At 53.5% G+C, this 21,161-nt stretch carries 18 protein-coding genes; 7 read left to right on the top strand and 11 right to left on the bottom strand.

The window, feature by feature from the left end; translation table 11 throughout:
- Positions 1–43: 43 nt before the first annotated feature.
- The 6 genes from V6D20_00290 to V6D20_00265 form a co-directional block, all read right to left on the bottom strand.
- Positions 44–1,180 carry a glycosyltransferase gene (locus tag V6D20_00290; protein HEY9814236.1) on the bottom strand — a complete coding sequence of 379 codons (1,137 nt, stop codon included), beginning with the start codon at positions 1,178–1,180 and terminating at the stop codon, positions 44–46.
- A 191-nt stretch (positions 1,181–1,371) separates the two neighbouring features.
- On the bottom strand, positions 1,372–2,520 hold the full coding sequence (locus V6D20_00285) for an NAD-dependent epimerase/dehydratase family protein (protein HEY9814235.1): 1,149 nt from the start codon (positions 2,518–2,520) through the stop codon (positions 1,372–1,374).
- A gap of 323 nt (positions 2,521–2,843) precedes the next feature.
- Positions 2,844–4,097 (bottom strand): SPFH domain-containing protein, encoded by a 1,254-nt coding sequence (locus V6D20_00280; protein ID HEY9814234.1) that lies wholly within the window; start codon positions 4,095–4,097, stop codon positions 2,844–2,846.
- On the bottom strand, positions 4,094–5,503 hold the full coding sequence (locus tag V6D20_00275; protein ID HEY9814233.1) for an SPFH domain-containing protein: 1,410 nt from the start codon (positions 5,501–5,503) through the stop codon (positions 4,094–4,096). Before V6D20_00275 ends, V6D20_00280 begins: the two co-directional genes overlap by 4 nt.
- 215 nt (positions 5,504–5,718) lie before the next feature.
- Positions 5,719–6,330, bottom strand: coding sequence for a hypothetical protein (locus V6D20_00270; GenBank protein HEY9814232.1), 612 nt, complete (start codon positions 6,328–6,330; stop codon positions 5,719–5,721).
- A 310-nt stretch (positions 6,331–6,640) separates the two neighbouring features.
- Complete coding sequence (locus tag V6D20_00265) at positions 6,641–7,123, bottom strand: glutathione peroxidase (GenBank protein HEY9814231.1); 483 nt, start codon at positions 7,121–7,123, stop codon at positions 6,641–6,643.
- A gap of 488 nt (positions 7,124–7,611) precedes the next feature.
- On the opposite strand from V6D20_00265, the gene V6D20_00260 reads away from it, so the two are divergent.
- The 3 genes from V6D20_00260 to bchB all read left to right on the top strand — a co-directional run bounded on the left by V6D20_00260 (position 7,612) and on the right by bchB (position 10,392).
- Positions 7,612–7,890 (top strand): HU family DNA-binding protein, encoded by a 279-nt coding sequence (locus tag V6D20_00260; protein ID HEY9814230.1) that lies wholly within the window; start codon positions 7,612–7,614, stop codon positions 7,888–7,890.
- Between the two features lie 249 nt (positions 7,891–8,139).
- On the top strand, positions 8,140–8,601 hold the full coding sequence (locus V6D20_00255; GenBank protein HEY9814229.1) for a protein tyrosine phosphatase family protein: 462 nt from the start codon (positions 8,140–8,142) through the stop codon (positions 8,599–8,601).
- Between the two features lie 264 nt (positions 8,602–8,865).
- Positions 8,866–10,392, top strand: coding sequence for a ferredoxin:protochlorophyllide reductase (ATP-dependent) subunit B (bchB, locus tag V6D20_00250; GenBank protein ID HEY9814228.1), 1,527 nt, complete (start codon positions 8,866–8,868; stop codon positions 10,390–10,392).
- 75 nt (positions 10,393–10,467) lie between these two features.
- Here the strand turns inward: bchB and V6D20_00245 are convergent, their stop codons facing one another.
- Positions 10,468–13,260, bottom strand: coding sequence for an EAL domain-containing protein (locus tag V6D20_00245; protein HEY9814227.1), 2,793 nt, complete (start codon positions 13,258–13,260; stop codon positions 10,468–10,470).
- A gap of 777 nt (positions 13,261–14,037) precedes the next feature.
- Here V6D20_00245 and V6D20_00240 point away from each other — a divergent pair.
- Both V6D20_00240 and V6D20_00235 read left to right on the top strand, forming a co-directional pair.
- On the top strand, positions 14,038–14,658 hold the full coding sequence (locus V6D20_00240) for a (2Fe-2S) ferredoxin domain-containing protein (protein HEY9814226.1): 621 nt from the start codon (positions 14,038–14,040) through the stop codon (positions 14,656–14,658).
- Between the two features lie 75 nt (positions 14,659–14,733).
- Entirely contained in the window at positions 14,734–15,168 is a 435-nt protein-coding gene (locus V6D20_00235) for a ferritin-like domain-containing protein (protein ID HEY9814225.1), read from the top strand.
- Between the two features lie 139 nt (positions 15,169–15,307).
- Here V6D20_00235 and V6D20_00230 read toward each other — a convergent pair whose 3' ends face one another.
- Together V6D20_00230 and V6D20_00225 are read right to left on the bottom strand one after the other, a co-directional pair.
- Complete coding sequence (locus V6D20_00230) at positions 15,308–16,195, bottom strand: hypothetical protein (protein HEY9814224.1); 888 nt, start codon at positions 16,193–16,195, stop codon at positions 15,308–15,310.
- A gap of 52 nt (positions 16,196–16,247) precedes the next feature.
- Positions 16,248–16,760: a hypothetical protein gene (locus V6D20_00225; protein HEY9814223.1), complete on the bottom strand. Its 513-nt coding sequence runs from the start codon at positions 16,758–16,760 to the stop codon at positions 16,248–16,250.
- Between the two features lie 390 nt (positions 16,761–17,150).
- Between V6D20_00225 and V6D20_00220 the strand changes: the two genes are divergently transcribed.
- A complete protein-coding gene (locus V6D20_00220) occupies positions 17,151–17,915 on the top strand; it encodes a hypothetical protein (protein HEY9814222.1) in 765 nt (254 codons plus the stop codon).
- A gap of 5 nt (positions 17,916–17,920) precedes the next feature.
- Here the strand turns inward: V6D20_00220 and V6D20_00215 are convergent, their stop codons facing one another.
- Positions 17,921–19,870: a M48 family metallopeptidase gene (locus tag V6D20_00215; protein ID HEY9814221.1), complete on the bottom strand. Its 1,950-nt coding sequence runs from the start codon at positions 19,868–19,870 to the stop codon at positions 17,921–17,923.
- Between the two features lie 145 nt (positions 19,871–20,015).
- On the opposite strand from V6D20_00215, the gene V6D20_00210 reads away from it, so the two are divergent.
- The gene (locus tag V6D20_00210) at positions 20,016–20,528 is read left to right on the top strand and encodes a TM2 domain-containing protein (protein ID HEY9814220.1); all 513 of its coding nucleotides are present in this window, start codon (positions 20,016–20,018) and stop codon (positions 20,526–20,528) included.
- Between the two features lie 66 nt (positions 20,529–20,594).
- On the opposite strand, the gene V6D20_00205 is transcribed toward V6D20_00210, so the two are convergent.
- Positions 20,595–21,161: response regulator transcription factor (locus V6D20_00205; protein HEY9814219.1), on the bottom strand; the 567-nt coding region annotated here is incomplete at its 5' end.

The following is a 21,161-nucleotide window of genomic DNA, read 5'->3' as shown; positions in this document are numbered from 1 at the left end:
TCATCCGAGATTGGATAGTACAGCTACATAACGTCGGCAACAGCTAGGCCGCCGACGGCAGGGAGCGGTAGTTATCCACCACCTCTTGATAAAATCCCTGCAGTTGCCGCGTAGCCGCCGACCAGCCCCACTTCTCTGCCTCCAAACGAGCATTGTGACGGAGGGTATCCCGCTCAGCCTGTTGCGAAAGCAAACGTTGCGTGGCAGCGATCGCCCCATACTCATCCATCGGATCAAACAGATAGCCGTTCACACCATCAGTGACAATGTCGGGAATGCCGCCGGAGTTGGCCGCCACCACCGGGCAACCAGCCGCCATCGCTTCTAGCAGCACCAGCCCCAAGGTTTCTGTCCGAGAGGGGAAGATAAATGCATCCGCTGAGGCAAAGGCCGTGGCTAGGTCTAGCCCTTCTAGATAGCCCACGAAATGGGTCGGTGTTCCAGCAAAATGCTTCTCTAGATCGGCCCGGTAGGGGCCATCGCCCACCAAGGCCAAACGAGCATTGGGAATCGCCTCTAGCACCGGACGAATCCGATCAATTTCTTTCTCCGCCGACAGCCGTCCCACGTAGAGCAAGAGAGGGCTCTCAGGATGTCCTTGACTGAGGCGCGATCGCATCTCGGCACAGGTGAGATGGGGCTGGAATAGCTCCGTATCCACGCCCCGCTGCCACACCGCCACCCGCTCGATGCCGTGGGTGGTGAGCTGCTCCTGCATGGCCGTGGAGGTACAGAGATTAATCTCCGCCTGGTTGTGGGCCACCTTCAGCAGTTCCCACATCACTCCTTCCAGCATTCCCAACCCATAATGCTCCAAATACTTGGGCAAGTGGGTATGGTAGGACGCCACCAAGGGCACCTTGAGGTTCTTGGCATGAAACAGCCCCGCTAGCCCCAAAACCGCTGGGTTGACCACATGCACTAAGTCCGGACGAAATTCTTCAATCGTCTGCCCGATGGACGGACGGGGCAGGGCTAGCTTGAGTTCTGGGTAGAGCGGCAGAGGAAACCCCGGCACTCCATAAATTCTTGCCCCTTTATATTCCGTTAAGCCACCATCCGGCGACACCACCAACACCTGATCACCCAAGCGCTGTAGGTGCTCCACCGTATGCTTGAGACGGGTAACGATGCCATCAACTTTGGGTAAAAAGGTTTCAGTGAATAGGGCAATGCGCATGACTTAGAACGGGATGAGGGGACTGTAAGTAGGACAAGACAACAAGCACACAGCATCAAGACGTACAGCAAGTACAGCACGTCCCAACCTAGACCAACCCACGTGCCCCATCGAGACGCCGATGTACACCACCCTAAGGTCAGTCAGGTCAGGCGATCGCTCCCAGAAGAAGCGATCGCCCCGGAGCAAAGTTACCGCCAGGTGACCTTCGGGAGAATTTGCGATTCATCCACCCGATCTTTGTACTTGATGCTGAAGTTGAGGAGAGAATCCAGCAAGGAATCAGACAGCAGATGGGGCTGCAACCCTAGATCCAACAGGTTGGTATTCTTGGCGTTGAAGTAGTGCTTTTCCGCCTCCACCCGAGGATTGTCGATGCTCTTGATTTCCACGCTCAGCCCCAGAGCATTGCCCGCACCCTTGATCATCAGAGCGATGTCTTGAATGCTGAACATTTCTGTGAATTGGTTGAACACACGGAATTCTCCAGGGTTAGCCGGAGTAGCGATCGCCAGTTCCACACAGCGCACCGTATCGCGAATATCCAACATGGCGCGGGTTTGCGACCCCGATCCATAGACCGTCAGCGGATGACCCACCGCCGCTTGGATACAGAAGCGGTTGAGTGCCGTCCCAAACACACCGTCATAGTCCAACCGGTTCACCAGCAATTCATCCATGCCGGTTTCATCGGTCAACACCCCGTAGACAATGCCTTGGTTGAGATCGGTAGCGCGCAGCCCCCAAATTTTGCAGGCAAAGTGAATGTTGTGAGAATCGTGTACCTTGCTGAGGTGGTAGAACGATCCGGGCTGTTTTGGATAAGGTAGGGTATCTTTGCGACCATTGTGCTCAATGGTGATGTAGCCCTCTTCAATGTCGATATTGGGAGTACCATATTCGCCCATGGTGCCCAGCTTCACCAAATGGCAGTCTGGGAAACTCTCCCGCATCACGTAGAGCAGGTTGAGGGTTCCTACCACGTTATTCACCTGGGTGAGCACCGCATGTTCGCGGTCAATCATGGAAAAGGGAGCCGATCGCTGCTCCCCGAAGTGAACCACAGCTTCTGGCTCAAAGCTGTGCATGGCTCCGCTGAGGAACGTGTAATCCGTCAAGTCTCCAACGAAGAGATCAATGGACTTGCCGGTCAAATCTTTCCAGCGTTGAATACGTTGCTGAATGGGAGCGATGGGCGTGAGGGTTTCCACGCAGAGTTGCGCGTCCCAGTGTCGGCGCACCAGGCTGTCTAAAATCCCAACTTCATAGCCTCGGTTTGAGAGATACAGTGCTGTTGCCCAACCGCAATAGCCGTCGCCACCAATAACTAGGACTTTCATCGTGCTAAATCTTGCTAATGTGTTGCTTGCTCTCGCTCAAATCTACCAGGTTTGGGGACCGCATAGCGCACTGACCTCAAACCCAATGGAAATTCACAGGTGGTGCTAGTAGGACAATCTACGTCAAAACTGACACCGGGATCAAACTGGGCGATCGCTCCCTTTAGGGCTGAAATCCAGCCGAATTCATGCCCCATCTAGACCCACCTCTGATTGAGTAGAAATATTAAGAAAAACAAAAATCCCTAGTCCCGCGAGGGGCTAGGGATCGACAATCTCAGATTGTATACACAGGCTCGCTACACAACCGCGTAAGCGCCTAGCTATGCAGAGGGTGGTTGCTCATCCGACCGGGTGAGATTGCGCACGGTTTGAGCCAAGTCAATGCCAGTGGAAGCACGCAGTTGTTCATTCAAGGATGCCAACTGTGGCACCGTCCCCCCTTGGGAGGCATCAATCACCGTGACATTTTGCACCGACAGCGGCGGCACCGTGGCGCTCATGGTTTTCAGCAAGATCTCTAGCTTTTGCAGCAGGAAGATTTCCCGCGCGTTGGGGCCAGCCATTTTCCAGGATTCTGCCAGTTGGCGCGTCCCTTCGGCTTGGGCCTTGCCATCTTCGATGATGCTAGCGGCATTCCCCTGAGCACGGGCGATCGCTCGTTTGCATTCCGCCTCCGCTGGAGCGACTACATCCGCCTGAAGCTGCTGAAGCACCTGCTTGATGCGCTCTTGCTGCACCGGCAGTTCTGCCTGGGTACGGGCCACCTCAGAAGCGATCGCGGCTTCGGCTTCGGCAATCAACGCTTGACGACGAGTTTTGGCGTCTTGCATACGGCGCTCGGCATCAGCCTGGGAAATGGCAATATCGCGATCCAAGCGCTTCAGGGCCGTGCGCTTAGCGTTGTTGACCGAGGTGATTGCCGATTCGGCCCGAGCTTGGGCTTCAGCGATCCGGGCATCTCGCAGCAAATCCGCACTTTGCTTACGGCCAATGGAATCTAGATAGCGCACCTCATCAGAAATATTCTGAATTTGCAGCGTATCCAACACCAATCCCATTTGCTCCAAGTCGTCCTCCGCCTCATCAAGCAAGCTCTTGGCAAACGCCATCTTATCTTCATTCACCTGCTCAGGGGTGAGGCTAGCTAAAACACCACGCAGGTTGCCCTCTAGGGTTTCCTTGGCAATGGATTCAATTTCCTTACGGCTCTTGCCCAGCAGACGCTCGATGGCGTTGTGGATGGTGGGCTCTTCCCCCGCCACCTTAATGTTGGCCACCCCTTCCACCGTTAGGGGAATGCCGCCCTTGGAATAGGCATTGGAGACCCGTAGCTCGATGATCATGTTGCTGAGATCCATGCGCAGAGCCCGTTCTACTAAAGGCGTTCGCAGACTGCTGCCCCCCTTCACCAAGCGATAGCCAATGCGGCGACCATCGCTCACCGTGCGCGAACTGCCCGCAAAAATCAGCACTTCACTGGGTTGGCACACATAGTAGAGATTGCGAATGATAAAGACCGTGGCTCCAGTACCTAAGCCCAACAGTCCTAGGATGGTGACAATAATAGCGGTCATTGGGAGGACTCCTGTATCGAGGGGGTCGAGGGGTTAGCAAGCTGCGCTTGGGGGCGCTGACGGTTGAGGGTGCTGGTGACATTTAAGCCTAGGGTTTGATCCACCCGTTCTAGGAACTGACGCACCATTTCTGGATAGGCGTTCACCAAGCTGGCGATCGCTTTCCCGTCGCCATTGTCAATCACGTTGATGTTGTGCAGTTCCACCCGCTGGGGAATTTGGGCCGCTTCCTTCAACACCATCTCAATTTGCTGAATCAAGAACACCTCAGAAGCATTAGCCCCCGTATCCATCCACACCTGATTGAGCAGATTGTTGACTTGGGCAGAGGCTTTTGCATTTTCTGCCAAGGGAGCTGCATCACCTCGGGCCGTTAGCTCCTTAGCTTGGCGATCGGCCTCAGCAGGCAATACTTCATCGGCTTCTAGGCGCAGACGTTCTAACTCCGCCCGCACGGTTTGCAGCAGTTGTTCAGCCCGGGCCCGGGCTTCCCGTCCTGCCGCCTCCGTCCGTTCTTCCTCCGACTTCGCCTGTTGCTCTAGCTCCGCCTTGATAGTGCGCAGCTCATTTTGCTTGGATTGGATGATCGCCATGGCCTGCCGTTCCGCCACCTCGGCCTGCTGTTCACAGCCAGCTTCAATGCTTTCGGCTTCGGCCACAGCATCCGACTCTGCCATCTCCGCATCGCGCACAATCTGAGCAATGCGCCGCCGCCCAATGGAACTGAGGTAGTCCACATCATCCGCCACGCTTTGGATTTTCAAGGTGTCAATGTGCAAGCCCAGCTTAGAGAGGTCTTTCGCCACATCACTGGTCATGCGCTCGGCAAATTCCAACCGGTCTTCGTTGATTTGCTCCGGCGTGAGCAGCGCCACCACTCCCCGCAAATTTCCCTCTAGGGTTTCGCGAGCCACGCGGGTGATCTCGGAGCGATCGCGATCGAGGAATCGTTCGATCGCATTGCCTACAAGCTGACGGTTGCTGGAGATTTTCACATTGGCGATCGCTTGAATATGCAGTGGCGTTCCCCCTTTAGAATAGGCATTGCGCACTTCCACCACCACCGGAATGGTGGTCATATCCATGCGCTTCACCGTTTCCAGAATGGGGATAGCAATCACCCGCCCACCAAAAATCACCCGGTAGCCCTGGTCTTGTCCTTCCTCTGTGCGGTGTTTTCGCCCAGACAGAATGAGGATTTCATTGGGATTGCAAATTTTCAAAAAGTTGTTGAGAAACCAAATCACCAACACCACAAAAAACAGTGAAAAGGCGATGGGCAACGCGGTACTCAGCTGATCATCATTGCGGCGCGCAGGGGCCGGAGCGCTACCGGGAACCTGGGCCACATAGTTAGCTTGGACTGGCGGGAAGCCCGTCATGGAATAAAGCTGAAAATTAGTCATAACCACCATTGAGGATGAAGGGGCTTGAAAAACCGCTACAGATTCCGAAAGGTACCAGAGTAGACCTTGATTGGATGGCGAGCTAGATTCTCGAAAACCCTCACCCTAGCCCTCTCCATGGGGAGAGGAAACTAGAGAGGAGAGGGGGCGGGGGAGGGGCTTCAGTTTCGTTAGTCAGCCAGGAATAGCGCCTATAGCTAGCTTGCACCTCACACCTAGGGGCGATCGGGTGGTGCACTATCCGGCAGTTGCCCGATCGCATCCTGTTGAGAGACCACCCAAACGCGATTCTTGCTCATACTGACAATGAACACCGTATCGCCCACCTGAAATCCGTTGGGATCATCCGTCAGCGCCATAACGCCTAACGTCGTTCCTCGAATCTGAAGCTGAATCTTTCCTCGACTATTAGCATCAAAGGGAATTTCCACCGTTCCTGAAAGACCGACATAGTCGGTAGAACGTACTAAACTATCAATGCGGCGGCGACCCAGTTGTCGCAGGGCGATCGCCACTATACTGCCACAGATCAACCCCATCCCGACAGAGGTGAGCACCACCGTCGCCCCAGCCATCTCCGTCGCAGAGAGCAGAATCCCCGACAGCCCAAAGAAGCAGGTGCCGAAGGTCCAAAAACGTAGGCTAAAGATAGGTAGCCACAGGCCACGACGCTGACGCAGGGGCGATCGCTCCTCCTCCTCTCGACGCTCACCCCCTACATCCACCTCAAATTCCGAGTCAAAATCTGCGCCATCCAGACCGCCCACGGTAGCCAGAACCACAAACAGGCCGCCCACAAGGCAGCATATCCAATACACAAGCAGCATAGTCATTCAGCTCGCTGAAACAACTCTCCCCCATCGTTCCTATAGTAAGCCGGGGCTAGAGAGCAGACCAGTTAGGGTCAGAGAGTCGTCATGGGTTGTAATGGAACTCGGGTGGTGATCGCTTCTCAACAACAAGCGATCACCACCCACGATAGTTACAGGACGGAATGGCCTGATTGGGGAGAACAAGAAAGGTTCGGGTGCCTTCAAAGCCCCTCTCCCAGGTCGGTAGAGGGGTTTGGGGTGAGGGTCTTCGAGGGTTGTCCGTCCACCAGTGAAATGGCACAGGAATTGACCCAGGCTGGGGCTCCTAGGCTGCCAGTTCCTGTTCAATGGCTCGCACCAGTTGCGGGTTATCGGGGGTGACGCTGCTGCGGTAGCGGCCAACCACCTCACCCTGCTTGTTCACCAAAAATTTCTCAAAGTTCCAGCCCACCTCGCCCACGGGTTCCACCTGAGTCAGCCGAGTATAGAGGGGATGCTGCTGTGGGCCCTTGGCGTGAACCTTATCAAATAGTTCAAAGCTGACGCCGTAGCTGGTGCTGCAAAAGGTTTTAATTTGTTCATTGCTGCCCGGCTCCTGAGCGCCATAGTCATTACAGGGGAAACCCAAGACCCGTAGCCCTTGCGGGCCATAGGTTTGGTGGAGCTTTTCCAAGCCGCCATACTGGGATGTGTAGCCACAGTAGGACGCTACGTTGACAATTAACAGCACCTGCCCCTGGTATTCACCGAGGGATTTGTCCTGCCCGTCCATTGTTGTAACCGTGATATCGCTGATTGTCTGAGCCATGGCGATCGCCTCGTTTTCCCTACCGATGATGAACTAACACCTCATGGAAACAACCTCGATCATCGTCACCCCGATCCTTCCTTGACAACCGAGGAAGCGATCGACCATCGAGATATCCCATGCAAATCTTCCCATTTTCCGAGTCAGTTGGACGAGTCAACCGTCTGGTATTGCGAGAGATCTGCCCTAGAATATCTGCCCATTCCTTAACACTCTGCAACAAAACTGGAACAAATGTCCTGTCTTTGGCGCAGATTGGCGGCTAATTGACCCCAAAATGGCGAAAAAACCCCCTGATCTACATAAATTAAAGGTTTTGCCGTTCCATAACTTTGAACTAACCCTTAGAATAGGTCAGTAAAATTTCGAGTCTGTGGGAGTTTCAGCCGTTTTTACCAGCGAGACTGAAACTCCGTTGTCAACCAACGACTCGGAATACCCAATCACGGCTTTGAACACGTGTTGAGATAGATCTAAGGAGATTTCATATGAACAAAGGTGAACTAGTAGACGCAGTCGCTGAAAAGGCGAATGTGACCAAGAAACAAGCTGATGCAGTGCTAACCGCAGCCATTGAATCAATCATGGATGCCGTCTCTGCTGGACAAAAAGTGACCCTCGTGGGCTTTGGCTCATTTGAACCACGCGAACGCAAAGCTCGGGAAGGTCGGAATCCTAAGACGGGTGAAGCTATGGAGATTCCGGCAACCACCGTTCCGGCTTTCTCTGCAGGCAAGCTGTTCAAGGAAAAAGTAGCGCCCAAGTAAGAGCGCGATCGCTAAGGTCTACGTCCCAGCTGGGGAGGAGCGATCGCTTACTTGACGCCTTCTCCCTAGCTGCTCAAGCTGTCCTACAGCTAGGACATCGTCCAGGATCTGCACGATACAACCTTAGGCGGCAGATTAGTTTGCCCTCATTGGGCGATCGCTACCCAATACGTCAGAGCATCTGTAGCCACAGGCGAATCAGAGAGGGGTAGGTTGAGCTACCACCCTACCTGTTTTAAGGACAACGTTGTGCCCCAGACTTTGCAGCAAATTTATCAATTTCTAGCGATTTCAGAGGCGATCGCCACCGCTGGCCAGCCCACGGCTGAGCAGTTGACGGCCATTCAGCAAGCCGGCTATCACGTGGTGATCAATCTAGCGTTGCCCACCTCTGACGGAGCCCTGCCCGATGAGGCGGGGTTGGTACACCAATTGGGCATGGAGTATATCGCCATTCCCGTGACATGGGAACAGCCTACCCCAGAAGACTGCGATCGCTTTTTTGCCGCCCTCGACCAGTACCAAGACCAGCGAATCTTCGTCCACTGCGCCGCCAATATGCGCGTGTCAGCCTTCATGTACCTCTATCGCCGGCTACGCCAAGGCACCGATGAAGCGATCGCCCAGGCCGACTTACGGCGCATCTGGCAACCCAATGCCACCTGGCAAGCCTTCATCGACAGGTATCTACAAACAGCTAAGCGTAGCTGATGGTAGCGCACCACTGATTAGGAGGAGAAGCCCGCGCTGACGATTGCGCCATCGTCCGCAGCAGCGGATTGGAGCAACAGGAATGATCAAGACGGGCAGCAATCGGGGCGAGCGATCTGTTACTAAGTTTTGCGTCATCCAACGATACATTACTAAATCAACACCTATCTCGGATCTCTCTGAGACAATCTAGAGCAGGATTCAACGCATCAACCTCGTTAGCCTCGATGGTTGCGTTGATGACCCCATAGGAGATCTCGCGATATGAAATTGGCTTACTGGATGTATGCTGGGCCCGCCCACATTGGCACCCTGCGGGTTGCGACGTCCTTCAAGAACGTCCATGCCATCATGCACGCCCCCATCGGCGATGACTATTTCAACGTCATGCGATCCATGCTAGAACGGGAGCGCAACTTCACCCCCGTGACCACCAGCGTGGTCGATCGCCATGTGTTGGCCCGAGGGTCTCAGGAAAAAGTGGTAGACAATATCACCCGCAAGGATCAGGAAGAACATCCTGACCTGATCGTGCTGACCCCCACCTGCACCTCCAGCATCCTGCAAGAAGATCTGCAAAACTTTGTGGATCGGGCCCAGATGGAGTCCAAGGGTGATGTCATGTTGGCGGATGTCAACCACTATCGCGTCAACGAACTGCAGGCAGGCGATCGCACCCTTCAGCAAATCGTGCAGTTTTACACCGAAAAGGCCCGTAAGCGCGACGAACTGCCCACGGATAAAACCGCCAATCCCTCTGTCAATATCATTGGCACCTCCACCCTCGGCTTCCATAATCAGCACGACTGCACCGAACTGAAACGGCTGATGGCGGATCTAGGCATTGAAGTCAACGCGGTGATTCCCGATGGTGCATCGGTGCATCAGCTCAAAAATCTGTCTCGCGCTTGGTTTAACCTCGTGCCCTATCGCGAACTGGGCACCATGACGGCCGACTACCTGAAGCAAGAGTTTGCCATGCCGGTGGTCGATATTGTGCCCATGGGCGTGGTGGAAACAGCTCGCTGCATTCGCGCCATCCAGCGCATCTTAAACGACCAAGGTGCTGCCGTTGACTACGAAGATTTTATTAACCACCAAACCCTGAACGTTTCTCAAGCCGCTTGGTTTTCCCGCTCCATCGATTGCCAAAACCTGACGGGTAAGAAGGCCGTGGTATTTGGCGATAATACCCACGCGGCGGCGATGACTAAGATTTTGGCGCGGGAAATGGGCATCCATGTGGTGATGGCAGGAACCTACTGTAAATATGATGAAGACTGGTTCCGGGAGCAGGTGAGCGACTACTGCGATGAGGTCTTGGTGAGCGATGACCATGCCGCCATCGGGGATGCGATCGCCCGCATTGAACCCTCCGCCATCTTCGGCACCCAAATGGAACGGCATGTGGGCAAGCGCTTGAATATTCCCTGCGGTGTCATTGCTGCACCGATCCACATCCAAAACTTCCCCATTGGCTATAAGCCCTTCGTGGGTTATGAAGGCACCAACCAAATCGCCGACTTAGTCTACAATTCCTTCACCTTGGGCATGGAAGATCACCTGCTGGAAATTTTCGGCGGCCACGACACCAAGGACGTGATCACCAAGGGCATGACCGCCGATACCGATCTGGGCTGGAGCAAGGATGGCTTGACAGAACTCAACCGTATCCCTGGCTTTGTGCGCGGTAAGGTAAAACGCAATACGGAGAAATTTGCCCGCGATCGCAATATCTCCGAAATTACCGCTGAGGTCCTCTATGCTGCCAAGGAAGCGATCGGTGCTTAGGAACTAACTCCCCAGATCTCCGACTTCTTCCAGATCTCCGACTTCTTAAAGAAGTCGGAGATCTGCTTCGCTCTGTCAAAGGGGTGTAGGCCAAGGCCATTCTCCAAGGGCGATCGCTTGTTCTGCTTGGTAACTAGGAATAGGACGGGAGATCAAATAGCCTTGAGCGGCCTCACACCCAAGAGACTGGAGTTGCTGAAGCTGTTCCTGAGTTTCTACGCCCTCTGCCACCATGTCCATATGAAGACTGCGGGCCAGGAGGCGGATCATGCGAATCAGTTCTAGGCTTTTGGGATCCTGTTCTAGGCTGATGACAAAAGAGCGATCGACTTTGAGGGTATCGAAAGGGAAGGTGCGCAAGTAGCTCAGGGATGAGTAGCCTGTGCCAAAATCATCGATACATAGACGAATGTGGCGCGCTTTCAACTGCTCTAGCACCGTACTCACCTGGGCTGCATTTTCCATCACCGCCGTTTCCGTCACCTCCAGCTTCAGGCAGATGGCAGGTAGCCCCGTTTCCTCCAGCACTTGATCCACCGTAGCTAGGAAATTGGGCTGCACAAGCTGCGTCACCGATACATTCACCGAGATGGCTAAGAGGGGGCGATCGGGAAATTGCCGGTGCCAAGCTTGGAGTTGGGTGCAGGCCTGCCGCAGCACCCAGATACCCAGGGGCACAATGAACCCCGTTTCTTCTGCCAACGGAATAAAATCGGTTGGCGAGATCCATTCTTGATGATGTCGCCAGCGCAGGAGAGCTTCAAAGCCAATCAACTGCCCGGATTCCATCTGGATAATCGGCTGGTAGTAGAGCTGAAAGTCTTGACGATCGAGAGCGCGGTGCATTTCGCTGTCTAACCGGAGGCGATCGAGAGCCTGGGCGCGCATTCCTAGGTCAAACGCGGCATAGCCTCCGGCCATACTTTTCATACGGGCATGGTGCATGGCAATATCGGCCGCCTGCAGCAGTGCTTCTGAATCACCGTCACAATCGCAACTGAGCACAAAGCCTAGGGTAATCTGCACAAAAACCGTATGGGTGCCGAGGCTAAAAGGCAGGCTAAAGTCGCGCTGCAGTTGCTCGGCAAAGTGCACAGCATCATGGAGCGAGGCGATCGCTTCATGGAGAATGGCGAATTCATCAGTGCCCACCCGAGAGAGAAGTCCTTGGGGCGGTAGACTTGTCTGCAATCGAGTGGCGATCGCCATCAGCAACTGCTCGGCCAACTGATGCCCCAGGCTATATTTCAGCACCTTAAAACGCACGAGATCGAGGTGAAAAATAGCAAACGACTTGGGCTGAGTTGCCGTACTCTCATCCAGCAACACTTGAATGCGCTGCTGCAACAACCGCCGCTGAGGAAGTTGAGTCAAGGAATCATAAAAGGCATAGTGGCGCAGTTGTTCCTCAGTTTGCAGCCGTGCCGTCACATCCTGCACCATGGCTAGGAAGCCAATCACTTCACCATTTGCCTGCCGCAGCGGCGTATGATGCCATTCGCAGAAAATGGTGCGCCCGTCTTGGGTTTGGGCTTCCCGCAACATTGGCCTAGAGGTTTCACCATCCAGGCGCAAGATCTGGGTAGCTAGGGAGCGATCGCTCTCCACTATCTCCCCATCCACCGCCCCCGCATCCACCCGATCCAGCGCCTTGCCCACCATATCAGCCTTAGTGTAGCCAAAGGTAGCGATCGCGGCGGGATTCCAGTCCACGACTCGGCCCTGGCGATCGCAGATGATGCAAGCAATGGGACTGCGGTCAAACTGAAGCTGGAGACGCTGCTGTAGCTGCTGAGTATGTTCAAACAACTGAGCATTGATCAACGCCATCGCACAGCGTTCCGCCGTGATTTCTAATAAACGAATCTCCCGCTCCGTGGAAGCATGGGATTGATGCCATTCCACCTGCAGAACGCCCACAAACTGGTTTTGCCGCTTCAGGGGCACCCCCAACACATGACGGGTTTGGGGCAGATTGCCAGGATAGGCACTAAAGCGAGGATCCTGCCGCAAATCTTGAATATCCAGCAGTTGCTCCGTCGCTCGAATGATGCGAGCAATTTCCCGATTAATCAAAAAGTCACTGTACTGGTCGGTTCTAGCATCGCCCATGTGGGCCGCGAGGACGAGATCGTCATCCTGGACGAGAAAAATCAGCCCCAGGTCAGCCGCCATCACCGTCACTAAGCGATCGAGAAGAACATGCAGCAGAGCGTCTAGATCCAACGTGCTGATGGCATTAGCTGTGACGAGGTTGAGCGCTTCCAGCTCCCGATTCCTCCCTTGCAGTTCCTGTAGCAGCGCCTCCCGCTCTTGCTTCATCTGCTGCCGCTCGGTGATATCCCGCGAAATGCCGATCACCCCCTCCACACCACCCTGAACGTTAAAAAGGGGATACTTGGTGGTTAGATAGGTCAGCCTCTGCCCTTGCATTGTCACCGATTCTTCAAGCTGCTGCGGCATTTTGGCACTGAGTACCGCCCGATCCGTAGCCTGCAGTTGAATAACATCTTCTGCAGACACATAATCTCGGTCATCGGTGCCGATAATCTCCGCAGCCGATTTCCCCAAACGCTGGGCACCGCTTGTGTTGATCAACCCGTAACGGCCTTGGAGGTCTTTGACAAAGATGGCGTCTGTGGTTCCCTCAATGATGCTGCTGAGCAAGGCATAGCTATCCCGCAGCGATCGCTCTCCCCGGCGAATCAAGAGGTAGAGCAGCACGCTGGTCACCAGGGTAAATAGCCATCCCTTGAGGATACTCACCCGCACTAATAGCTCCGGCGTTGCCCCCAGTCCAAGTAGAACGCGATCGGACAACAAAATCCACAGGCTGCTCCAGAAAGCATAGGCAAACGGGACAGTCATAGACAGGCGTTTTTTGAGATCAGGCGATTGCATAGTCCCTTCGCATCAGGTATTTACCGACAGCAACGTTATGGCTATCCCAAGACCGCCCTAGACCAGTCACCCAGGCGGCACCCAGCAACCGTAACCCTCTCAAGCTCTAGTTCCAGTGTGACGAGGAAGATTCACAAAAACAAGGCATACCTCAGGAATTAAGGCTTCAATAATCACGAGGAGCACAAGGCGTATCTCATAATTCCCGTCATCACCTTGTCTATACCGTAGAGGTGAGATGGATGCCGTGATTCCCGTCATCTATCTTGTCCATACCATCAGGTTGTCAGCAATCATCCGCCTCGTCGTTCAGCCCGAACTTTGTTGGTTATCACCCAAAGGGTAGGAGTTTCTGGAGCCCTAACGTTATCAAACTCACGTTTACAGGGACTTTGCTTTGGTTAGATTGCCCATAAGCCTACAGCAACCAACTCGGGCAACCATGAATCTTATTGAAGAAAGTCTGTTCAATTTAATGCAACTAGATCTCAATAAGCTACAATAAAAATCGTTGCCTCAAAGGTTGCTTTCTTCTCAGGGCGCTCCAGTTAGTGCCTGACTAAGCAGCCAAAATCTGGCTTTTTATGAAAAGTTTCCTACTCCAAGAGTCTCGCCAAAAGGCCACACAGCTTTGGCTTGATCGTATAGATTAAATTCCCTGTAACAGCGGCCCTATCAAGCCTTGATCAATTGAGAACTTATGTCACTTGATGTCAACCCTCATCTAGAATCCTGGATCAAACTATGGTGGTTTCCTGCGATCGCATCCCTCAAACCTTTGACTACACCGGCACCATCCTCGCCGTAGACTATAAATCCAATGGCACCATCAAGGGGCTACGGCTTAGCCATCCCCTCGGCGGTCTCCCCGTAAAACTCGACAAAACCCTACGCACCCAGTTGCCGGCCGGTCTATTGCCCGGTGCCATGGTACAGGTGTCGGGCTACCAAAAACCTGGGAAGTATGGCATGAGCAAGCTCACGGCCGATCAGCTCATTCTGCAGGCTAAAAGCAAGCCAGATTCATCGCTACCCGCGGCCCCGCCCACCCCTAGAAGCACCGGCAAGAGCGATCGTGCCCAAGCCACCATCTTGGTTTGCGGTAAGTCGGGATGTCGCAAACGTGGTAGTACCCAGCTATGTAGTGCGATAGAATCAGCCATGGGCGATCGTTCCACTCCCAGTCATGTCTGCATTAAAGAAGTGGGCTGCATGAAACAATGCAAGGCTGGCCCACACCTTGTCTTTATGCCTGACAAAGCGCGGTATAGCCACGTTAAACCTCAAGATGTGCCGCGCCTCCTCGCTCAGCACATCGTGCGATCCGCCAACAATTCGGTATCAGATGTCCAACGAGCGATGTAAGTCGCTTTCGATCTCGGCAGTCTTCCGACTTGCCCCTAGCCCATTCTTTATTGATTGACTCAGCGTAGCGTTTGCATGAAAGATCTTAATACCGACCAAACCACCACCTTGCTGAATACCATCATGGAATTCGAACTTGCCGGCGTGGTGCGATATACCCATTATTCCCTGATGGTCACAGGCCCGAACCGCATCCCCATTGTGGACTTTTTTAAGGCCCAAGCTGCCGAGTCTCTGCTCCATGCCCAACAGGTGGGTGAAATTCTAACCGGACTGGAAGGCCACCCTAGTTTGAAAATTGCCCCCATGGAGGAAACGTTTCAGCACACCGTTCACGATATTCTCCAGGAAAGCCTCAACCATGAACAAAAAGCTCTGTCCTTATATAAGGAGCTTTTAACCGTAGTGGAAGATGCCAGCATTTATCTGGAAGAGTTTGCTCGCACCATGATCGGTCAAGAAGAATTACACAACATTGAAATTAAAAAGATGTTGCGCGACTTTAGCTAGGCTTGTTTAATTTGACCCGATAAAGTCTCTCAACCACAAACGCGATCGCCCCCCATCAGGAGCGATCGCGTTGTGTTAGAGCAGTCGTTAAACAACCTCTCTGTATCCTATCGAACCTGCATTCGAAGCTCCGGATAGGTTAGATTTCCGCCACGGCTCGTTCAATCAAACGGCGGGCCAACGTTTGGATACCCGTATGCTCGTAGTATTTGGAATACATATCTAAAAATGCACCGATGTAGTCAAACTTGTCCTTCGACACATCAACAAACTTACTTAAGTTGTCAACCACCGCATCAGGCGTTAGATTTTTCGAGGTTACAAACTTCTCCATCCAGCCCCTAGTCGATTCTATACTTTCGGTGACGAAATGAAGTTGACCCTTAGGGCTATCTCCTGGAATCATCGATCCTACAGCTTTAAAGGTGGAGTTTTGGGTAAGCTCTGACGGCTGCATAGACTTGAGGGTTTGCAACCCCTTAGCGGCAAAGCTTGGGCCGAGGGGCACCAAACCATCAAAACAGACTAAGGCTGCCATCCGCATCAGCGATTCACCGCTATAGTCCGCCAAGGCTTTCAAAAAGTCGCCAATGCTATCCCCAGGAATGCCGTTAATTTGGCAAAACGCCACCAACTCCACCACCAGCTTGACGCAGAGATCTAGAGTTTGGGCCTTTTCTGGCTTAGGCGTGAGATTTTTCAACACCCCTAGGAATGAAATATCTTGACCAATTTTGTTAACCAAGGCCGCCGTACCTAGGGCTCCAGAGGCTGAGTCTACCGTTTGGTAGAGCCATAGGGCCCGCTGATAGCCCTGGGACTTGTCGTTATACAGGGCGATCGCTCGCTCAGCAATTTGTTTCACCAACGCCGGATCGGTTTCCCGGGTCACGGTGCGAATAGTATGGTCAAAACCAACTAAGTTATCCCACTGCTTGGGAATTACAAAATCCAGCGCCCGTAAGGACATGACGGTAATGCCACGGGTGGGCAACTGGTCTACCAGCTCATAAATTGGCTTACTCACACTTAATCTCCTGAGAGTTCCAGAAAGGGATACGATCGAACAAGTTGTGCCGCTACTCTAGGCGCGCTAATCCAGATAGATCAAACTGTTCTAGCCACGCCACCCGATCGCTCCGGTCGAAGGAATCATCCCGCGACTGCACTTTGACTTGAAAGCGATCGCTCACCAAAATCGCCGTTTGCTGAGAACCAATATCCACCGCTGGATAACCAGCAATTTGCTCCGTACTATCCGCAAACTTCTGCGCAGAGGCAGGATTGCTCGTCGTATCGTTAATGGACAGCATGGCCACCGTGGTGCCCCCTTGGTTGAGCTTATATTCGGCAAAGCCTTGCTTCTCTTGAGCTGGCACTACCTCTAAGCCATTGGCTGAGGCAGGAAAGAAACGGTTGAAATTACTACCCGCTAGGGCATCTTGGGAAACAGCCTCCGGGGCATTGCGCCCGGTGGTTTCCTGCTGAATGGATTCATAGGGTGAGGGGGGTTGAGTACTGCAGGCCGTAGTGAACAGCACCATACTCAGCAAAAGCGACGCCAACACAGTACGCCATCGCATTGCAGCCATAAACATGCTCCTATTGCAAAAGAACTAGGGTGAGGGCAATTGGAACCGTTGCGATCGCCCCATCGTCAACCCAACCAAGATGAAACGTTTCATGAAGTCAGTTGTTTGCGTCCTGGCCACAGTTCCCTACCCCACTTGCCCATCAGTCTAACGGAGATAGAGTCCGGTCGGAACAATCCTCCCCTACCAACCGCCTTGTTGCAGGATCATCAGCCAGAGGCAGCAACGGGCTAGAATGGTCATCAAGGGCTAGCCAAGCTATTTTGAGCGTCGCCATGGGTTGGGTGCATAATGACTCCCATGAATTGATGATTTCACCCGGATAATCGGGCATTCTTGGGGTAGGAACCTATTGAATACATCCTATTTAAACCTCAGTGCATAACCACCATGTCAGTCTCCTTCGTCTTGGTCAGCACCAGCCTGGCGCAAACACCTGAAGCAACCCCATCCGGGTTGTTGCAAAACTCAACCCCTTGGATGATTTCATCGGGATTGTTGTTGGTGCTGCTGGTTGCAGGGGGCGTAGTCGGCAAACGAAATATTGACAAGCTTGCCAAGCAAAAGCGGTTTGAAGAGTTTAAGAATCGTGAGCTTCAGAAAAAACTACGGCTCGCCCTCCAAACCATTAGCAAAATGGAGCGCAACCCAGATTTGATTCACTCGCGGGAATTTAACCTTGACTATCTGCGCATGCGGATGGAAGAAGAGCAGTTCAAATTCGCCATTGTGAATCAGATCAAGATCAAGGTGAAGGAAAAGATTTCTGTAGCCCTGCGTCCAACCCAGAGCGATCGCGGCGGCATTGTCGGGATCGCCAGCGGTGGACGGTTGGTGGATGAGATCTTCGACGTGGAATATAACCTCCACAACTCTCCTAAGAAAGTCACGCGGGTCCTGTTTCGCATTCAAATTAAGCTGACCAAGTTACCGACCCAGCCCACATCTGAAACCATTCGCCAGATTATTGACTGTCTCGCTAAGTTCATGAGTCCGGGGGGAGAAGCAGACAACTGGCAGCCCGTGATTCAAAGCAAAATTGCCACCCTCCACTGGGATCAAAAAGCGAAACCTACCCCCCTGTTGGTGCTAGAACAGCTCCATGACGGAGCCAACGTTACCTATCGCACCACCCGCATGGCGACGGGACGATAGCGACCCTAGTCTACCCGAGGCTTTTTAGGGGTGGGTACTAGCTCCGGCGGGGTCTCCAGCAATGCCGCCACCCGCGCTTGCATCTGTAGATGACGCTCGACTCCCTCGTAGCGATAGGGGTTATAGCCGTTGGTCTGAATTTGATCGGCCATAGTACTAATACGCTCGGAGGTATCTGGGTGGGTGGATAGCCAAGCGGGGGCAGCCGGGCGATCGCTTTGTTCTTGGTGCAGCGTTACCATCAGGTTTTGCAACCCATCAGCGGCATAGTCAGAACTCGCCAGGAGGCGCGTGCCAAACTCGTCAGCCTGGCGTTCCATATCTCGGCTATAGCTGAAAACCAGTAAATTGGCGCCCAGCCCCCCGTAGGGCACCGCCTGCAGCAGATTCGCCGTCAGATTTCCCTGGGTCACGAGTTGAAACCCATGGGACAAAACGGCATGAGCCAGTTCATGGGCAATCAGCCCTGCCAGTTCCGCTTCCGACTCACTTTGCAAAATTGCCCCAGCGTTGATGAAAATTTTGCCCCCTGGAAGAGCAAAAGCATTCAAGGTCTCATCTCTGACCACATAAAACTCATAGTCAAACTCATCTCGCCCTGCCAGTTCTGCCAATTCATGGCCAAGCTCATTGACGTAGGCTATGACCTCTTCGTCTTCAACCATATCTAACCGATCCAGAGCGCGGTTGGCGATCGCATCTCCCACCGCCGACTCACCCCGCAGCATCAACATCGTGGTTTCAACGGCCGAAAATGGCCCAAATAATCCTCCCGTCAGGGCATAGCCAATCGCTCCGGTTACTACATTGGCGATCGCATTGGCCCGCAGTCGATTGCGCAGCCGCGACTGAAATCGTCCCAAATAGTCATCCGCCAAGATGCCCATCTCCTCTGCCGTTTCCGCATCAGGGTTGAACAAAGAAAATTGGCGGGCAGCTAACGAGGCTTCCAACCATTGTTCATCGGCCACCAAAGCCGCCACCCGCGCTTGGGCCAGCTCGGCATCGTGGGGATACAGATTCACCGCTCGCTCTAGAACCAAAATGGCATCGGCCTGGCGATCGTAGGTGCTAAGCATCTCCGCATAGAGCAAATGCCCGGGAATGAACGCGGGCTCGGTTTCCGTCAGCAGCTCTAGCGGTACCAAAATGCGGGTTTCTAAATTGCTGGCCTGGCCCTCCAGAGCCTCCCGCCAGTAGACACTGGCCGCCGGAGACAGTTGGGACGGATCGCGATAGGGCATCGGGCGATCGCGATCTTCCGCCCTAGTGAACCCCTGTCCCTTGGCTTGGCGATACAGCACCTCCGCTTCTTCCCGGCGTCCTTGTTGAAAAAGACGATCGGCATGGATCAAAAGCTGCTGGCGGGCCGTGGGAGATTCCTCATCTGCTGCCTCTGGCTTGGCGGAAGTAGTCGGTGTTCTAGGCTTATCGGCTGCTTCCGGATCTCTCAGGTTGAGATCGGCGTCATCTGGCGTTGCACGGTCTTCTTCTGGCGTCGTCTCGACCTCAACCGGCAGTACATCACCGGAACTTGGGGACATCTCTAGCGGATCAGGTACTTCCGGATCAGACGATTGGGCCAGATCACGGTCGAGACTCTGGATCGTCTCATCCATGCCCATGATCCCAGGAGACGGATGTGGCGGCAGGCTATCTCCATGCCAGTCCCCATTGCCATGGTCTAAGCGCGATCGCCCTTCCTTCAGCTCCAAGTGGGACAGATGACGAACCGGCTGATTCTCCAGCTCAGGAGAAGAGTCTGGAGCTATGGTAAGAGGTAGGTTATCCCGCGTCTTGTCAAGCTCATCCATCGGTTGGGCGATCGCTGCCAAAGACCATAACGTTCCCCCCGTTACCAAGCTACCCACCATCATCATCCGTAGCCAAAGAGCAGACCTAGATAGGGAAGCGATCGCGTTAGGAATTCGGGATGCTAAGAGTGATGTCTTCATTAAGATGGCCCCAAATGACGCTCGTTAGAATAGACTCAGCGCAGGCGATCGCCATTCATCTATTGCCGTTCGCTTGCTCCTCTGTTCGTACTCGTACCCGTTAGATTTCAACGTCGAAATCTCATAACGTGATGTTCCACCTTGAATGGCACAATTTTCGATCATGAGCAGCATGAACAACAAAACCGTCGCCTACCTTCTCTGGGCAGTCTGGCCCATATGTGGGCTGGCGGGTCTCCATCGCTTTTATAACAAACGCTATGCGTCTGGCTTTGTTTGGTTGATCACGTTCGGGCTCTTTGGAATTGGGCAAATCATCGACCTCTTCTACATTCCCGACATGGTCGAAGCCCATAATGCTGAAATCCGAGCGAGGCTAGGCATGTCTCCCTACGGAGTGCCGCTCAACGGTTCTAACACCCCTGCCCAAGTCATTCCCCCTGCACGCCCTAGAACGGCTGACCAATTGATGGTTGAGCTAGCTAAGGCAGCCCATAACCACAATGGACGACTGTCGGTCACCCAAGCCGTCATTGCCACCGGCTGCACCTTTGACGAAGCTGAAAAAACCCTGCGCACTATGTTTAAGTCCGGCTATGTCGGCTTAGCCAATGATCCCGACTCCGGCGCAGTAGTCTACGAATTTGTAGAGCTATAAAACCATCCCAACAAAAACGCCCCTCAGCCTATAGGTTGGGAGGCGTTTAAGACTGCATTATATCGCTTAGGCCATGCTGTTTTCAATCGCCCAGCGAGCCAGTTCGGTACGGTTATGTAAACCAGTTTTGCCTAGCATATTGCTCACATGGCTTTCAATGGTGCGCTGACTAACGCTCAATCCCTCGGCAATTTCCCGGTTAGCCATACCTCGTGCTACATACTGCACCACCTTCAATTCCGTTGGCGTCAGTTCTACATCAAAAGGCACATGGATTTTAGGGCCATCATCTGGGCTACGATCCTTACGCTTGGTTAGGCGCTCCCCATGCTTGAGCGATGCTTCTACTTGAGCCACAAGCTCTTCCGGCTCAAAAGGCTTCACCATGTAGACATCTGCACCGGTGTTCAACCCTTTCACGCGATCTTGACTCTGTCCCTTAGCAGATAGGAATAAGACCGGAATCCAACTGGTGCGCGGATCTTTGCGAACGTGCTCCACCAAGGAGTATCCGTCCATTTCCGGCATCATAACATCACAAATAATCAGATCTGGAATATCGTCTTCCAAAACCTCTAGGGCTTCGCGACCGTTCTCCGCAGTAATGACTTCATAACCGCGAAATTCTAAGTA

Source organism: Candidatus Obscuribacterales bacterium (assembly GCA_036703605.1).
In the GTDB taxonomy this organism is placed as follows: domain Bacteria; phylum Cyanobacteriota; class Cyanobacteriia; order RECH01; family RECH01; genus RECH01.
This window is presented reverse-complemented; position numbering and strand designations above follow the sequence as displayed.

Bases quoted from the DNA above. Each gene is read 5' to 3' on its own strand.
- V6D20_00275 (HEY9814233.1), bottom strand. From the start codon at position 5,503: ATGACTAATTTTCAGCTTTATTCCATGACGGGCTTCCCGCCAGTCCAA.
- V6D20_00240 (HEY9814226.1), top strand. From the start codon at position 14,038: ATGGTGGTTTCCTGCGATCGCATCCCTCAAACCTTTGACTACACCGGC.
- V6D20_00285 (HEY9814235.1), bottom strand. From the start codon at position 2,520: ATGAAAGTCCTAGTTATTGGTGGCGACGGCTATTGCGGTTGGGCAACA.
- bchB (HEY9814228.1), top strand. From the start codon at position 8,866: ATGAAATTGGCTTACTGGATGTATGCTGGGCCCGCCCACATTGGCACC.
- V6D20_00220 (HEY9814222.1), top strand. From the start codon at position 17,151: ATGTCAGTCTCCTTCGTCTTGGTCAGCACCAGCCTGGCGCAAACACCT.
- V6D20_00225 (HEY9814223.1), bottom strand. From the start codon at position 16,760: ATGGCTGCAATGCGATGGCGTACTGTGTTGGCGTCGCTTTTGCTGAGT.
- V6D20_00215 (HEY9814221.1), bottom strand. From the start codon at position 19,870: ATGAAGACATCACTCTTAGCATCCCGAATTCCTAACGCGATCGCTTCC.
- V6D20_00280 (HEY9814234.1), bottom strand. From the start codon at position 4,097: ATGACCGCTATTATTGTCACCATCCTAGGACTGTTGGGCTTAGGTACT.
- V6D20_00245 (HEY9814227.1), bottom strand. From the start codon at position 13,260: ATGACTGTCCCGTTTGCCTATGCTTTCTGGAGCAGCCTGTGGATTTTG.
- V6D20_00210 (HEY9814220.1), top strand. From the start codon at position 20,016: ATGGCACAATTTTCGATCATGAGCAGCATGAACAACAAAACCGTCGCC.
- V6D20_00265 (HEY9814231.1), bottom strand. From the start codon at position 7,123: ATGGCTCAGACAATCAGCGATATCACGGTTACAACAATGGACGGGCAG.
- V6D20_00270 (HEY9814232.1), bottom strand. From the start codon at position 6,330: ATGCTGCTTGTGTATTGGATATGCTGCCTTGTGGGCGGCCTGTTTGTG.
- V6D20_00290 (HEY9814236.1), bottom strand. From the start codon at position 1,180: ATGCGCATTGCCCTATTCACTGAAACCTTTTTACCCAAAGTTGATGGC.
- V6D20_00260 (HEY9814230.1), top strand. From the start codon at position 7,612: ATGAACAAAGGTGAACTAGTAGACGCAGTCGCTGAAAAGGCGAATGTG.
- V6D20_00235 (HEY9814225.1), top strand. From the start codon at position 14,734: ATGAAAGATCTTAATACCGACCAAACCACCACCTTGCTGAATACCATC.